The 15,110-nt window shown below is 75.5% G+C and carries 13 protein-coding genes; 1 reads left to right on the top strand and 12 read right to left on the bottom strand.

The window, feature by feature from the left end; translation table 11 throughout:
* Positions 1 to 101: 101 nt before the first annotated feature.
* From SM577_RS19325 to ald, 3 genes are all read right to left on the bottom strand, one after another.
* Positions 102 to 1,025, bottom strand: a complete 924-nt coding sequence (locus tag SM577_RS19325; RefSeq protein ID WP_109906553.1) for a ParA family protein — start codon at positions 1,023 to 1,025, stop codon at positions 102 to 104.
* A 305-nt stretch (positions 1,026 to 1,330) separates the two neighbouring features.
* Positions 1,331 to 2,323 (bottom strand): site-specific tyrosine recombinase XerD, encoded by a 993-nt coding sequence (locus SM577_RS19320; RefSeq protein WP_474587735.1) that lies wholly within the window; start codon positions 2,321 to 2,323, stop codon positions 1,331 to 1,333.
* Positions 2,324 to 2,334: 11 nt separating this feature from the next.
* The gene (gene ald, locus SM577_RS19315) at positions 2,335 to 3,450 is read right to left on the bottom strand and encodes an alanine dehydrogenase (protein WP_302921267.1); all 1,116 of its coding nucleotides are present in this window, start codon (positions 3,448 to 3,450) and stop codon (positions 2,335 to 2,337) included.
* Positions 3,451 to 3,675: 225 nt separating this feature from the next.
* Here ald and SM577_RS19310 point away from each other — a divergent pair, with 225 nt between their 5' ends.
* Complete coding sequence (locus tag SM577_RS19310; RefSeq protein ID WP_368051032.1) at positions 3,676 to 3,999, top strand: TM2 domain-containing protein; 324 nt, start codon at positions 3,676 to 3,678, stop codon at positions 3,997 to 3,999.
* 91 nt (positions 4,000 to 4,090) lie between these two features.
* Here SM577_RS19310 and SM577_RS19305 read toward each other — a convergent pair whose 3' ends face one another.
* The 9 genes from SM577_RS19305 to steA form a co-directional block, all read right to left on the bottom strand.
* Positions 4,091 to 4,696, bottom strand: a complete 606-nt coding sequence (locus tag SM577_RS19305) for an NUDIX domain-containing protein (protein WP_474587582.1) — start codon at positions 4,694 to 4,696, stop codon at positions 4,091 to 4,093.
* Positions 4,693 to 6,435, bottom strand: a complete 1,743-nt coding sequence (locus SM577_RS19300) for a CTP synthase (protein ID WP_302921264.1) — start codon at positions 6,433 to 6,435, stop codon at positions 4,693 to 4,695. The genes SM577_RS19305 and SM577_RS19300 overlap by 4 nt, the downstream gene beginning before the upstream one ends.
* A 158-nt stretch (positions 6,436 to 6,593) precedes the next feature.
* Positions 6,594 to 8,948 carry a hypothetical protein gene (locus SM577_RS19295; protein WP_474587581.1) on the bottom strand — a complete coding sequence of 785 codons (2,355 nt, stop codon included), beginning with the start codon at positions 8,946 to 8,948 and terminating at the stop codon, positions 6,594 to 6,596.
* Complete coding sequence (locus tag SM577_RS19290) at positions 8,948 to 10,114, bottom strand: glycosyltransferase family 4 protein (RefSeq protein ID WP_474587580.1); 1,167 nt, start codon at positions 10,112 to 10,114, stop codon at positions 8,948 to 8,950. The genes SM577_RS19295 and SM577_RS19290 overlap by 1 nt, the downstream gene beginning before the upstream one ends.
* A gap of 117 nt (positions 10,115 to 10,231) precedes the next feature.
* Positions 10,232 to 11,917: a murein biosynthesis integral membrane protein MurJ gene (gene murJ / locus SM577_RS19285; protein WP_302921261.1), complete on the bottom strand. Its 1,686-nt coding sequence runs from the start codon at positions 11,915 to 11,917 to the stop codon at positions 10,232 to 10,234.
* A 1-nt stretch (position 11,918) separates the two neighbouring features.
* Complete coding sequence (locus SM577_RS19280; protein WP_474587579.1) at positions 11,919 to 12,785, bottom strand: hypothetical protein; 867 nt, start codon at positions 12,783 to 12,785, stop codon at positions 11,919 to 11,921.
* Complete coding sequence (locus tag SM577_RS19275; RefSeq protein ID WP_302921258.1) at positions 12,761 to 12,886, bottom strand: hypothetical protein; 126 nt, start codon at positions 12,884 to 12,886, stop codon at positions 12,761 to 12,763. Before SM577_RS19275 ends, SM577_RS19280 begins: the two co-directional genes overlap by 25 nt.
* Positions 12,883 to 13,824, bottom strand: a complete 942-nt coding sequence (locus tag SM577_RS19270) for a copper transporter (protein WP_302921256.1) — start codon at positions 13,822 to 13,824, stop codon at positions 12,883 to 12,885. Before SM577_RS19270 ends, SM577_RS19275 begins: the two co-directional genes overlap by 4 nt.
* A 27-nt stretch (positions 13,825 to 13,851) precedes the next feature.
* Positions 13,852 to 15,030 carry a putative cytokinetic ring protein SteA gene (gene steA, locus SM577_RS19265; protein WP_302921255.1) on the bottom strand — a complete coding sequence of 393 codons (1,179 nt, stop codon included), beginning with the start codon at positions 15,028 to 15,030 and terminating at the stop codon, positions 13,852 to 13,854.
* Positions 15,031 to 15,110 lie beyond the last annotated feature (80 nt).

Genomic DNA, 15,110 nt, shown 5'->3' with positions numbered 1-15,110 from the left:
GCGGCTGCTCCGGCGCGGCGGGCGGGTCGAGGGGCGGCGCGGTCACCGGACGACCGTAGTCCACGGCCGGCACGGCCCGGCGCTCTGGTGGTGCACTCCGGCTACCGCTCCGCCTGGGCGGCGATCACCTCACGGGCCAGCTGCCGGTAGTTGCGGGCGCCGGACGAGGCCGGGTCGAGCGTGGTGATCGGGGCACCGGCGACGGTCGACTCGGGGAACTTGACGGTTTTGGTGATGACCGTCTGGTAGACCTTGTCGCCGAACGCCTCCACCACCCGCTGGAGCACCTGCCGGCAGTGGGTGGTGCGGCTGTCGTACATGGTGGCCAGGATGCCCTCGAGCTCCAGGTCGAAGTTGAGCCGCTCGCGGACCTTGTCGATGGTGTCCAGCAGCAGCGCGACACCGCGCAGGCTGAAGAACTCGCACTCCAGCGGGATGAGCACGCCGTGCGCGACGGTCAACGCGTTGATCGCCAGCAGGCCCAGCGAGGGCTGGCAGTCGATCAGGATGAAGTCGTACTCCTTGCGGATCGACTTGAGCACCCGGGCCAGGGCCATCTCCCGGGCGACCTCGTTGACCAGCTGGATCTCGGCGGCGGAGAGGTCGATGTTGGCCGGCAGCAGGTGCAGCCCGGCCACGTCCGTCTTGATCAGGACGTCGTCGGCCGTGACGTCGTCCTGCATGAGCAGGTTGTAGACGGACAGGTCGAGGTTGTGCGGGTTGACCCCCAGCCCGACCGAGAGCGCGCCCTGCGGGTCGAAGTCGACCAGCAGCACCTTGCGGCCGTACTCGGCCAGCGCCGCGCCCAGGTTGATGGTCGTGGTGGTCTTGCCGACCCCGCCCTTCTGGTTGGCCATCGCGATGATCCGGGCCGGCCCGTGCCGGTCGGTCGGCATCGGCTCGGGGATCGGCTTGCGCATCGTGTAGGCCGCCGGATCCGCCGGCCCCAGGTCGTTGCCGAGCGCGGCCTGCTGCTCGCGGAGCTCCGACGTCCACGTCTCGGCACGGTCACCGTTGCCAGCCATGTCCTCGTTGCCCCCTCCCGACGACCACCCGGCGTCGGAGCCGACCGACGTCCTTCGCGGCGCCGCTGCGCACCCCGGTCGCATCGCCCCGCCAGGTCCGCGCCGATGCCGACTGTACGCCACCGGCCAGCAGGGCGTTCGGCACCCGCTCGGCGTGTCGGCCGGCGCGCTTGCCGGCCCCCGGCGCCCCGACGCCCGCACGTTCACCGGAAGAGTGCTCCCGCCGTCGGCCCGGCCACTCTTCCGGAGCACGGGCGCGGGTCTCCGGGCGGGGCCACCCGCGCGGGTCATGGCGACGAGCCCGGTCAGCCGCGGGCACGGGGGTGGGCGGTGGCGTACACCTCGCGCAGCCGCTCCACGGTGACCAGCGTGTAGACCTGGGTGGTGGTGACCGAGGCGTGGCCGAGCAGTTCCTGCACCACCCGCACGTCCGCGCCGCCGTCGAGCAGGTGGGTGGCGTACGAGTGGCGCAGGGTGTGCGGGGAGACCGCCTGCGGCCCGTCGACCGGCAGACCGGCCCGCTGCGCCGCGCGGCGCAGGATGGTCCACGCGCCCTGCCGGGACAGCGCGCCGCCGCGCGCGTTGAGGAAGACCGCCGGGGTGCCCCGGCCGGCGGCGGCCAGCGCCGGCCGGGCGCGCACCAGGTAGGCGCGCAGCGCCTCGACCGCGTACCCGCCGATCGGGACCAGCCGGCTGCGCCCGCCCTTGCCGCGCAGCAGCGCGGTCCCCTCGGCCGGGTCGAGGTCGTCCACCGCGGCGCCGACCGCCTCCGAGATCCGCGCCCCGGTGCCGTACAGGAACTCCAGCAGCGCCCGGTCGCGCAGCGCGAGCGGCGCGCCGTCGCCGGTGGCGGCCACCGGGCCGGCGGTCTCCAGCAGCCGCACCACGTCGTCGACCGGCAGCGCCCGGGGCAGCCGGCGCGGCGGGGTGGGCGGGCGCACGTCGCGGCTCGGGTCGGCCCCGGCCAGCCCCTCGCGCACGGCGAACCGGTGCAGGCCGCGCACCGCGCTGGCGGCCCGGGCCGCGGAGGACGCCGCCAGCGGCGGGTGCCCGTCCTCGCCGGCGCGCAGCCGGGCCAGGTGCGTCTCCACCATGGCCGGGCCGACGGCGGCGAGGTCGGCGACGCCCGCCGCGGCCAGCGTGGCGAGGTAGCGGTCCAGGTCCCGGCGGTACGACGCCAGGGTGTTCGCGGAGAGTCCACGCTCGACCGTGAGGTGGTCGAGGTAGCCGCGCACGGCGCGGCACAGGGCCGGCGCGGGCTCACCGCCCGCGCCGGCCCCGTCCGGTGCTCCGGTCAGCCCGCCGCCTCTCAGCCCAGCACGTCGGCCAGCGGGAGGACGCCCATGCCGTGCGCCTCGGCGACCGGGCCGTAGGTGACCTGGCCGGCGTGGGTGTTCAGGCCGAGCGCCAGCGCCGGGTCGCGGCGCAGCGCCTCGCGCCAGCCGTGGTTGGCCAGCTCCAGGGCGTACGGGAGGGTGACGTTGGTCAGCGCGTGGGTGCTGGTGTTCGGCACCGCGCCGGGCATGTTCGCCACGCAGTAGAAGATCGACTCGTGCACCTTGTAGACCGGGTCGGCGTGCGTGGTGGGGCGCGAGTCCTCGAAGCAGCCGCCCTGGTCGATGGCGATGTCGACGAGCACGCTGCCCGGCTTCATCCGGGAGACCAGCTCGTTGGAGATGAGCTTGGGCGCCTTCGCGCCGGGCACCAGCACCGCGCCGATGACCAGGTCCGCGTCCAGCACGGCCCGCTCGATCTCGTACGCGTTGGAGGCGACCGTCTGCAGGTGGCCCCGGTAGATCGCGTCGGCCTGGCGCAGCCGGGCGACGTTCTTGTCCAGCAGCAGCACCTCGGACTGCAGGCCGAGGGCGATCGCGGCGGCGTTCATGCCGGAGACGCCGGCGCCGATGACCACGGTCTTGGCCGCGTACACGCCGGAGACGCCGCCGGGGAGCACGCCCCGGCCACCCCCGGTGCGCATCATGTAGAAGGCGCCCACCTGCGGGGCGAGCCGGCCGGCCACCTCCGACATCGGGGCGAGCAGCGGCAGCGACCGGTCCGGCAGCTCGACCGTCTCGTACGCGATGCCGGTGACCTTGCGGTCCAGCAGCGCGTCGGTGCACTCCTTGGACGCGGCCAGGTGCAGGTAGGTGAAGAGCACCTGCCCCTCGCGCATCCGATGGTACTCCTCGGCGATCGGCTCCTTGACCTTGAGCACCAGCTCGGCGGCGTCCCAGACCTCGTCGGCGCTGGCCAGGATCTTGGCGCCGGCGGCGGCGAACTCGTCGTCGGTGATGCTGGAGCCGACGCCCGCCCCGGACTCGACGAAGACCTCGTGGCCGTGGCGGGTGAACTCGTTGACGCCCGCGGGCGTGATCGCCACCCGGTACTCGTGGTTCTTGACCTCGCGGGGGATTCCGACCTTCACGATGCAGACACCTTCCTTCGGGGCCGCTCTCCCCCGACTGCTCGGCGCCACGGCGGCCCCTTTGCCACCGCGGTCCACCGGTCCCGCCGGCGGCAGTCTAGGCGCGTCGGCACCCGCCGGGGGCCAGCACAGTGACATCCGGTGACCGCCGACGCTGACGAAGTGTCAGGCGTCGCCTCGGCCGGCGGGGGTACGCCGCCTCATCCGTCAGGACAGTGTTCGTCCATTATCGTCCCACTCGCTGGATACCGCTGCGGACAGGACGAGAGTCGATCACTAAGGTGTCGCCTCATGACCACTCCTCCTTACCAGCCCGGGTATCCCCAGGGCGTTTCCGACAAGAGCAAGGTGATCGCGGGCGTCCTGCAGATCCTGCTGGGCTTCTTCGGTGCCGGCCGGTTCTACATGGGCGACACCAAGACCGGCGTCATCCAGCTCGTGGTGAGCATCGTGACCTGCGGTCTCGGCAGCATCTGGGGCCTCATCGACGGCATCCTGATCCTGGTCAACGGTGGTGTCGACGGGCAGGGTCGCCCGCTGCGCGACTGACCCGACCCGGGGACGACGACAAAGGGGCCGTGCGGCGTACCGCACGGCCCCTTTCACGTACCCCGCCGGCGCACCGGCCCGAGGTCCGGGCTCAGCCCGGCACCGGCGCGTCCGCCCGGCGCAGCACCGACCAGCCGGCGTCCCGGGCCCGGGCCGCGGCGAGCAGCCCGGCGACGCAGGACGCGTTGGTGATCTCGCCGGCCAGGACCATGCCGACCGCCTCGTCCAGGCCGAGCCGGACCACCTGCAGGTCGGCCTCCTCGTCGCGGCGCTCGTGCCGGGACTCCGCCGGCACCTCGGTCAGCTCCCGGGCCAGGAAGACCCGGACCAGCTCGTTGGTGAAGCCGGGCGAGCTGTGCAGGTCGACCAGCACGTCGAGCCGCCCGGCGACGAGGTCGACCTCCTCGGCCAGCTCCCGGGCCGCCGCGGCGGCCAGGTCCTCGCCGGTCACGTCGGTCAACCCGGCCGGCAACTCCCACAGGTGCCGCCCGACCGGGTGCCGGTACTGCCGGATCAGCACCACCTGGCCGGCGGCGTCGAGCGCCACCACGGCCACCGCCCCGACGTGCCGGACGTAGTCGCGCACCGCGGTGCCGCCGCCCGGCATGGTCACCTCCTCGCTGACCACGTCGAAGATCCGCCCCCGGTAGCGCTCCTCCCGGGAGCGCACCTGGTAGCGGTGCTCGACCGCGCTCATGAGGCGGCCGCCGCCCGGGCGGCGGCCGAACCGCCGTTCTGGGCCGCCGCGCTCGCCGCGGCCTCCAGGTCGACCGGGAGCTGGTCGGCCTCGGAGTAGGTCACCGCCGCCTTCACGAACGCGGCGAAGAGCGGGTGCGGCCGGGTGGGCCGGCTCTTCAGCTCCGGGTGCGCCTGGGTGGCCACGAAGAACGGGTGCAGGCCCCGGTCCAGCTCGACGAACTCGACCAGCCGCCCGTCCGGGGAGGTACCCGAGATGTGCAGCCCGGCCTTGGTCAGCGCGTCCCGGTAGGCGTTGTTCACCTCGTAGCGGTGCCGGTGCCGCTCGCTGACCTCGGTGCTGCCGTACGCCTCGGCGACCAGCGACCCCTCGGCGAGCTTCGCCGGGTACGCCCCGAGCCGCATGGTGCCGCCCAGGTCGCCCTTGCCGGCGACGATGTCCTCCTGGTCGGCCATGGTGGCGATGACCGGGTGCTTGGCCTCCTCGTCGAACTCCAGCGAGTTGGCGCCGTCCAGTCCGGCCAGGTGCCGGGCCACCTCGATGGTCATGCACTGCAGGCCGAGGCAGAGCCCGAGCAGCGGGACACCGTTCTCCCGGGCGTAGCGGGCCGCGCCGATCTTGCCCTCGATGCCGCGCACGCCGAACCCGCCGGGGATGACGATGCCGTCGACGCCGGCCAGGGCGGCCGCCGCGCCGGACGGGGTGACGCACTCGTCGCTGGGCACCCAGCGCAGCTGCACCCGGGCCCGGTGGCCGAAGCCGGCCGCCCGGACCGCCTCGCTCACCGACAGGTACGCGTCGGGCAGGTCGACGTACTTGCCGACCAGCGCGACGGTGACCGTGTGCCGGGGCTGGTGCACCCGGTCCAGCAGGTCGTCCCAGCTGCTCCAGTCCACGTCCCGGAAGGAGAGGCCGAGCCGGCGCACCACGTACGCGTCCAGCCCCTCGCGGTGCAGCACCTTCGGGATGTCGTAGATGCTCGGCGCGTCCGGGGCGGCGGTGACCGCCTCCCGGTCGACGTCGCAGTAGAGCGACAGCTTCTGCTTGACCTTGTCCGGGATGTCCCGGTCGCAGCGCAGCACCAGCGCGTCCGGCTGGATGCCGATGCTGCGCAGCTGGGCCACCGAGTGCTGGGTCGGCTTGGTCTTCAGCTCGCCGGAGGGCGCCAGGTAGGGCACCAGCGAGACGTGCAGGTAGAAGCAGTTGTCCCGGCCCAGGTCGTGGCGGACCTGCCGGATCGCCTCCAGGAACGGCAGCGACTCGATGTCGCCGACCGTGCCGCCGACCTCGGTGATCACGACGTCCGGCACCTGGCCGTCGTCGTCCGGGTCGGCCATGGCCGTGATCCGCGCCTTGATCTCGTTGGTGATGTGCGGGATGACCTGGACGGTGTCGCCCAGGTACTCGCCGCGCCGCTCCTTGGCGATCACCGCCGAGTAGATCTGGCCGGTGGTGACGTTCGCCTTGCCGGACAGCGCCCGGTCCAGGAACCGCTCGTAGTGGCCGACGTCGAGGTCGGTCTCGGCGCCGTCCTCGGTGACGAAGACCTCGCCGTGCTGGAACGGGTTCATGGTGCCCGGGTCGACGTTGAGGTAGGGGTCGAGCTTCTGCATCACCACGCGCAGCCCGCGCGCGGTGAGCAGGTTGCCGAGGCTGGAGGCGGTGAGGCCCTTACCCAGCGAGGAGGCGACGCCCCCGGTGACGAAAATGTGCCTGGTCGTCCGTGCTGAAGGGGCCAAGGCCTGCTCCCGTGTCGTCCGTCGCGGTCGTGCAGACCGCCGTGCCGATCAGCCAAGTGATCACGCGATCCACGGGATTCCACGGTAACACCTCACCGGCGGTGTGCCGGTGCCGCACCCGAGGTAGGCGCGGTTCGGCGTCGGGCCGGGGCCCCCGGTCAGGAGGTCGCGACCTCGGTGGACGAGCGGGCGGCGCGGCCCCGCTCCCCCGCCCGCGGCTCGCCGGCCGCCGCCCCGGACGACTGTTCCGTGGCGTCCGGAGCCGGCGCGGACGGGTCCGGGGTGGCGTCGGCGGACGGTTCGGCCGGGTCTGGCGTGGCCGGGGAACCGGACGGGTCCGGGGTGGCGTCGGGCGACGGCGGGCCCGGGTCCGGTGCGGCGCCCGCCGCTGCCTCGTCGCGCGGCCCGCCGGCCTCCGGCCGAGTCCGGTCGGTGGAGTGGTCGAGCACCCGCAGCGCGGACAGCGCCGCCATCGGCACCACCAGCGCCCCGGCCGCCCCGGCCACGTCCAGCGCGGAGCCGCCCAGCACCCCGCCGATCACCGCGGCGACGGCGGTGCCCGCCATCGCCGCCCGGACCGCCGGGTAGATGCCGAACAGCCGCATCAACCCACCCCACGGCTGGAGCAGGGCGAACCACACCAGCAGCGCGCCGGCCAGCGCCAGCACGGTCAGCGGGCTGTTGACCAGGGTCTCCACGTTGGCGGTGCTGGACCGGTGCACGGTCAGCCCGCCGGTGCCGTCGCCGAGCGCGGCCAGGAACCGGCCCAGGCTGCCCCGCTCCGGGGCGGGTCGGCGCAGGTCGAGCAGCGCCAGGCCGACAGTCACCGCCAGCCCGGCCATCGCCGCCCAGGCCAGCCGGCTCAGCGTCAGCCAGCCGCCGGCACTGATCACCGCGGCGACGCTCACCCCGGCGGTCAGCGCGATGGCGCCGATCGGGTCGGCGCCGAGGTAGGGGCTGCCGACGACCACCACCGCGGCGCCGCCGACGCTGGCCACCACGGCCGGCCGCCAGGAGCGGCGGACCCGCTGGGCGAGCCAGCCCGCGCTGAGCAGCGCGCCGGCCAGGAACGCCCCGAGCCCGACGGTGCCCAGGCCGGCGTACCGGCCGCCCTCCAGGGCCGAGTAGCCGACCACCCCGTTGAGCTGCAACCGGGCGCCGGTGACCACGTCCAGCCCGACGGTCAGCGTGGTCAGCCCGGCCACCGCGCCGAGCGGGCCGAGGGTCCCCGGGTAGCCGGGGGTGAGCCGGACGGCGGCGGTCGCCCCGACCACCAGCAGCACGGTCACCCCGGCGAACCAGGCGCCCGCGTGCTCGCCCCGCCACCAGGGCACCACGTCGGCGAGCAGGGCCGCCGGCACGGCCAGCGCGACGGCGATCAGCAGCACCTCGACCACCGCCACGACCCGCCGCGACACCGGCTCGGGGCCGTACGGGCCGGCGTGCCGGCGGGCCCGGCGCAGCATCGGCAGCACCGCCAGGCCGAGCAGCACCTGGGCGGCGGCGAGCAGGGTGAAGTACCAGCCGGCGACCCGCCGCTGGGCGGCGGCCTCCCGGTCGGCGTCGGCCGGCTGGGCGATGGCGGTCGCCAGGTCGGCCGGCCGGTCGCCCACCGACTCGGCGGGCCGGCCCAGGAAGGGCCGCTCGGGCATCGGCCGGCCCAGCGCCGCGAGCGCGGTCGGCGCCAGGTCGACCAGTTGCAGGTAGCCCTCCCGACCGGTGCTCGCCGAGGTGAGCCAGCCGCCCTCCCAGCCCGGCCCGTCGGCGACCGCCACGTGCAGCCGGGACGGCAGGTCGGTGTCGGAGACCCCGGCGACGAGCACCAGCGAGCGCGGCGGGCGGGCGGCGAGCACCCGGGCCAGCTGGGCGTCGGCCGCTCGCGCCGCCGCCTGCCGGGCCGCCGGGTCCTCGCCGGCCACGGTGCCCAGGTCGACGATGCTCAGCACGCAGGAGCCGAGCAGGACGGCCGGGTCCCGTGGCAGCGCCGCGGCGTACCGGTCGACCCGACCGAACGGCCGGGCGGCCGCCACCGCCGCGCCCGGCCCGACCGCCACCGAGCAGCGCACCGACTCCGACAGCGAGCCCGGGACCGTGCCCCACGGCAGCCGCTCCTGGTTGTGCAGCACGACGCTCTCCTGGTCGGGCAGGTTCGCGCCGATGCCGTCCGGCTGCTCGACGGTGACCGCCGCCGGCGGGCAGGCGCCGGCCTGCCGGCTGCCGTTCCAGGCGGCGTAGCTGCCGGCGCCGAGGGTCAGCCAGCCGTCGACCGGGCAGGTCGGACGGTGCGCGGAGCGCACCGACAGCGAGCCGATCGAGCCGCGTTGGGCCATCCGCCACAGCGTCGGGGTGGTCCGCGGGTCGACGTCCTCCCAGCGCAACCCGGCCACGCCGACCAGCACCACGTAGTCGGCGGTGCGCTCCGGGGCCTCCGTCTTCGGGCGGGCCGCCAGCGCGGTGACGCCGAGCGCCACCACGACCAGGGTGAGCAGCGCGGGGGCGAGTCTGCGCAGCATCACCGGCGTCCCGTCGAGGGGGCGTCGGCGCCGGGAGTGGCCGGGCCGGCCGCGTCCGGGGCCAGCTCGGCGTAGAGGCCGGCGAGCTGGGCCAGGGTGTCCGCCTCGGTGGGCCAGCCGGCGGCCCGGTCGGCGCCCCGCCGGGCCAGGTCGGCCCGGCGCGCCGGGTCGTCGAGCAGGTCGCGCACGGCCGCGTCGACCGCGTCCACGTCGCCCGGCGGCACCAGCACCGCGGCGTCGCCGACCAGCTCGGGCAGGCCACCCACGGCGGTGGCCACCAGCGGTACGCCGGCCCACAGCGCCTCCTGCGCGAAGAGCTGGCGGGCCTCCCAGTCGCTGGTCACCACGGCCAGGTCGGCGCCGGCCAGCAGGTCGGCCACGTCGGTGCGGTGGCCCAGCAGGGTGACCGGGGCGCGGGCGGCGGAGATCCGGGCGGCCAGCGGCAGGTACGCCGGGCCGCTGCCGGCGATCACCACGACCGGCGGCGGGGTCCGGGTGCGCCACCGGGCGGCCGCGTCGACCAGCACGTCGTACCGCTTCTGCGGGTGCAGCCGGCCGACGGAGACGACCAGTGGCTGGTCGGCGGCGACGCCGAACTCGGCCCGCACGGCGGCCCGGCGGCGGCGCGGCGCGGGCAGGGCCGGCGCGGCGACCGGGGCGAGCCGGGCGTCCGCGGCGCCCAGCGCGGCGGCCCGCGCCACCAGGTCGGCGGAGGCGCCGAGGGTGACCCGGGCGCCCCGGGCGACGATCCGCTCGACCAGCCGGGACAGGCTGCCGCGCAGGCCGCCGGCGAGCACCGCGTTGTGCCAGGTGACCACCAGCGGGACGGCCGGCCGGGCGAGCACCGCGACCAGGCCGGCCCGCAGGCCGTGGGCGTGCAGCACGTCGACCGGCTCGGTGCCGAGCGCCCGGCGCAGCGCGGCCACCGCCCGCGCGTCGGCCGGGGTGGGGCTGGCCGGGATCTCCACCGGCTGGAAGCGGACCCCGGCGGCGGTGAAGTCGAACTGTTCCTGGGTCGCGGCCGGGCCACAGACCAGCACCCGGACGCCGGCGGCGGTCAGCCCGGCGGCCAGCGAGCGCACGTGCTGCCCGACCCCGCCGGTGCTGGAGGCGAGCAGCAGGCCGACCGTCCCGCGCCAGCCGGGAACCGGTGCCGGTTGCGTCACCACGACCCCCTCCGCTCGGCGACCGCCAGCCGCCGGTCGCCCGTCCCGTGCCGTACCGGATTCACCGGGCACGACTCCCGTCGCCGGCCGTCCGGCCCGCGGGCGCCCGCCACGCGCTCACCGGGACACCGTCTCCTTCCCGTCTCCCCGCTCCGGGGGCACCCCGCCGGGCCGCCCCCCGCCGGCCCGCCGCCCCCGGCCGAGCCGGCGCAGCACCCCCGCGAGCAGCGGCTGCACGTCCCGCCGGTCCACCAGCCGGGCCACGGCGAGGAAGACCGCGCCGACCAGGACTCCGGACAGCATGCCCTGCACGAGTGCCGCGAGTGTCGTCGGGGTCCCGTCCCCGGCCGCCGCCAGCCAGTGTGCCGCCGCCGCACCGGCCGCCGTGGCCAGCACGCCGGCGAGCAGCCCGGCGCCACCGGCCCGGGCCGCCCCGGCGAGCGCCGCGGCCCCGGCCGAGCGGCGCACCGCGACCAGCAGCAGCCCGCCGAGGACCAGCATCCCGACCGAGTTCGCCAGCGCGACGGCCGGCACCCGGTCGCGCAGCGGCAGCGCTGCGCCGAGGGCCAGCGCCGCCGCCGGCACCACCAGGAAACCGGCGGCGATCGCGCTGGTCGCCGCCCGGGTCTCGCCCCGGGCGTACAGGGCGCGGCTCAGCAGGGCGAACAGCCCGTAGCCGAGCAGGCCGGGAGCGAAGCCGGCGACCGCGCCGGCGGCAGTGGACGCCGTCGGGGGGTCGAAGAAGAAGTGGCCGACCGGGACGGCCGTGCCGACCAGCGCCGCGGCGCCGAGGAAGCTGAACAGCAGCACCCCGCGCACCGCCGGGGCGAGCGTGGCGCGGTAGCCGTCCTCGTCGCCGGCCGCCCGGGCCGCCACCAGGGTCGGGTAGGCGGCGACCGCCAGCGGCACCGCCAGCACCGCCCAGGGCAGCAGGTAGACGGCCTGCGCCAGGTTGTAGACCCCGGGGTTGGCGGCGGCGCCGTAGGTGACCTGGTTGAGGCTGACGATCAGCGCGATCTGCTGGGCGGTGACGGTCACCGCCCCGGCCACCGCCAGCCCGCCCACCCGGGCGCGGGCCTCGGCGGGGAAGCCGAACCCGAACCGCGGCGCGAGCCGCAGCCGGCGGACCGGGATCAGCAGGGACAGCGAGAGCACCACCACGCCGGCCGTGGTGCCGGCCGCCAGGAACAGCTCGGCGCCCCGGCTCACGTCGGCGACCGTGGCCAGCCGCCCCTCGGCCGCGGTGAACCCGAGGTAGACCACGACCACGGTGAGGCTGGACAGCAGCGGCGCGATCACCGGCCAGGCGAACCGGCGGTGCGCCTGGAGTACGCCGGTGAGCACGATGCCCACCCCGTAGAGCGGCAGTTGCGGCGCGAAGACCCGCAGCATCCGCTCGCCGCTGTGCTGCTGGGCCGCGGTCAGGCCCTCGCCGAGCGCCCCGACCAGCGGCCCGGCGAAGAGCACCACCAGCAGCGCCAGCGGCACCAGCAGGGCCAGCGTCCAGCTGAGCAGGGCGCCGGTGGTCCGGGCCACGGTCGCCCGGTCTCCCGCCGCGACCGGCCCGGCCAGCAGCGGCACGACCAGACTGGCCAGCGCCCCGCCGGCGACGATCTCGAAGATGACGTTCGGCACCTGGTTGGCGACGACGTACGTGCCGCCGAGGTCGGTGGGGGCCAGCGTCCAGGTGAAGACGGCGGTCCGGCCGAAGCCGGCGAGCCGGCTGAGCACGGTGAGGACGGCGATGAGCGCGGCCGCTCCAGCGACCCGGCCAGCGCCGGCGAGGGGTGCCGGTCTGGTCACGTCAGTCGGCGCGACGGCCCAGCGCGTCGAGTTCGCGCAGCCCCGGGGTGCGCTGGATGACCTGGGTGAAGCTCACCTTCTCGCTGGCCGCGGTGAGGCCGGCGAGCACGGCGAGCACACCGGCCCGGCCGACCGGGCCGGTGCGGGCGGCCAGCGCCACGCCGAGCAGCGCGCCGAGGGCGTTCGCGCCGCTGTCGCCGAGCATCACCCGCTCGCCGAGGTCGTCGGGGAGCATTCCGGCGGCGGCGCCCACCGCGCCCGCGGCGATCCCGCCGTGCGGGCCGCCGGCCAGCGGCGCGCCGAGCAGCAGGCCGGACTTCAGCGCCCGACCGGGGCGCAGGTCGAGCAGGTTGACCAGGTTGGCGGTGCCGGCCACCACCCCCGCGCCGAGCAGCACGTCCAGGCCGCGACCGAGCGCGCGGTGGCGCTGCCGGCGCGGGTGCGCGGCGACCCGGGGGTCGGTGGCGAGCAGGGCGGCGGCGCCGAGCCCGGCCGCGCCCACCCCGACGATCTTGACCAGGCCGGCGGTGACCCGCCCCTCGCGCAGGGCGGCGAGGTGCCCGGCGAAACCCTTGGCGGTCTTCTGCTCCGGCCGCCCCCCGACCACGTCGTCGTAGAGCCCGACCGCGCCCGCCCCGACCCCGGCGACCAGCGCGGCGGCGCCCGAGGAGGCGCTGGTGGCGCCGAACGCGCCCGCCCCCGCCGCGCCCAGCGCCAGGGCCGGCCCGGCGGCCAGGCTGACCGTGCGGCCGCGGAAGTTCGTCCGGTCCAGCGCCGGCCCGACCGGGGCGGTACGCACCTCGCGCAGCGCGTACCGGGCGGCGGCCGCCCCGGCCCCGGCGATCAGCAGTCGACCCAGCACGCCCACGCCGCTCCCCCGCTCCCCCACTCGGCGGCGGCCGTCGCGCCGCCCCTGCCCGCCCGGTTGCCGGCCGGCAGGCCGGACACCCGGGTACGTCCTTCGCTCACTGGGGCAGTCTAGGCAGCAGCGAGGCGGCGTTGTCGCCGACGCCGTACTGTCCGGCCTTCTTCTCGGTCAACTGCTGCACCAGCGCCAGGGTGGTGACCAGCTGGCCCTGGATGGTGTTGGCGTTGTCGACGGTGGAGATGGTCTGGGTCAGCACCGGGTCGCCACGCACGATGGCCACCAGGTTGCCGCCGGCCGAGCCGGTGCCGCCGACCACGATCGCGCCGGTGCGGTCGAACTGCTCGGCGACCTTGACCACCGACTCGTCCTTCTTGGCCGAGTCCTTGTCGACGTACGGCTGCCCGCTGACCACCACCACGGCCTCCGCCGACCCGGTCACCCGGTCCTCGGTGGTGAGGTAGCCGGCGTTGCTGTACGCGGCCAGCACCGCCCGCCGGTCGGCCTCGCTGACCGGGGCGGCCCCCGGCGACCGGTCGAGCAGCACGCTGGCCAGCAGGGCGCTGGAGGTCTCCACGCCGTGCCCGTTGCCGGGCAGGCCGGAGGTCGGCGCGCTGGTGGGGCGGGCCGCGGTCACCGCCAGCTCCAGCAGGTTGTTGTTGTTGTCCGGGTTGATGAACTTGTCCTGCAGGTCGACCCGGCCGGTGACGTCGGCGCCGGCGAGCTGGAGCATCTTCAGCACACCCTCGGTGTGGTCGCGCCCGGTGGGCAGGCTGAGCACCAGCACGCGCTTGCCGGTGAGCCGGCCGGGCAGGACGACCTGGGCCATCTCGGCCGCGAAGTCCTCCTCCATCTCCAGCTCCCGCTCCAGGTTGTTGACCGTCTGGCGCATCTGCTGGTTGTCCTTGCGCAGCGCGTTGACGTTCTCCTTGAGCGAGTCGGCCACCGGGCCGTTGAGGGCCGCCGTGCCGACCACCAGGCCGATCGCCAACGCCAGGAACACCGCGGTCAGGGACACCACGTGGTAGCGGAAATTGATCACGCTTGCAGCCTCTTGATCGTCGGGGAGCTAGAAGAGCTGGCCGAGCTGGAACACGAAATTGTCCCACCACTCGGAGACCACGCCCAAATACGCCTTGCCGACGGTGGAGACCGCCACGGCGGAGGCCATCGCGGCGACCGCCGAGAGGACCAGCAGCAGCAGCGAGGAGCCGGAGATGCTCTGCCGGTAGAGCCGGCTCACGCCCTTGGCGTCGACCAGCTTGCCGCCGACCTTGAGCCGGGTGAGGAAGGTCGAGGCCATCCCGCCGCGCCCCTTGTCGAGGAACTCCACCAGGGTGGCGTGGGTGCCGACCGCGACCAGCAGCGAGGCGCCCTTCTCGTCGGCCAGCAGCATGGCGAGGTCCTCGCTGGTCGCCGCGGCCGGGAAGGTCACCGCCGGGACGCCCAGCCCGGTGACCCGGGCCAGCCCGGGCGCCCGGCCGTCGGGGTAGGCGTGCACGATCACCTCGGCGCCGCAGCGCAGCACGTCGTCGGTGACCGAGTCCATGTCGCCGATGATCATGTCGGGGGTGTAGCCGGCCTCGACGAGGGCGTCCGCGCCGCCGTCCACGCCGATCAGCACCGGCTTGAACTCCCGGATGTAGGGGCGCAGCACGTCCAGGTCGGCCTTGTAGTCGTAGCCGCGGACCACGATCAGGCAGTGCCGGCCCTGGATCTGGGTCTGGATCTCCGGTACGCCGACGCCGTCGAGGAGCAGGTCGCGCTCCTGCTTGAGGTAGTCCATGGTGTTGGCGGCGAACGCCTCCAACTGCACCGAGAGCCCCTCCCGGGCGTCGGCCATCGCCTTGGCCACCGTCTCGGCGTCCTGGAGGCTGCCGTGCGCCACCGGCTCGTCGCCGACGAACACGGTGTTGCCCTCGATCCGCACGACGTCGCCCTCGCGGATCTGCTCGAAGATGCTCTCACCCAGGTCGTCCAGGAGCGGGATGCCCGCGCCGATCAGCACCTCCGGGCCGAGGTTCGGGTAGCGGCCGGAGACCGACGGCTTGGCGTTGAGCACCGCGGCGACGCCGACGGCGACCAGCGAGTCGGCGGCGACCCGGTCCAGGTCGACGTGGTCGATGACCGCGATGTCGCCGGGACGCAGCCGCCCGACCAGCCGCTTGGTCCGGCGGTCGAGGCGGGCGGTGCCGACGATCCGGCCGGGTTCCGGGTTCCGGGTCCGGCGCAACGTGGGTAGACGCATCGTGACCATCCTGGCATGTGAGGCAGGGTTTGCTGTCGCGACATGCCTGAGCAGGGCCGCCTACCCAGGGAAGCACACCG

Source organism: Micromonospora desertarenae, assembly GCF_056150265.1.
The sequence above is the reverse complement of the archived record's forward strand: the minus strand, read 5'-3'. Positions and strand labels throughout refer to the sequence as shown.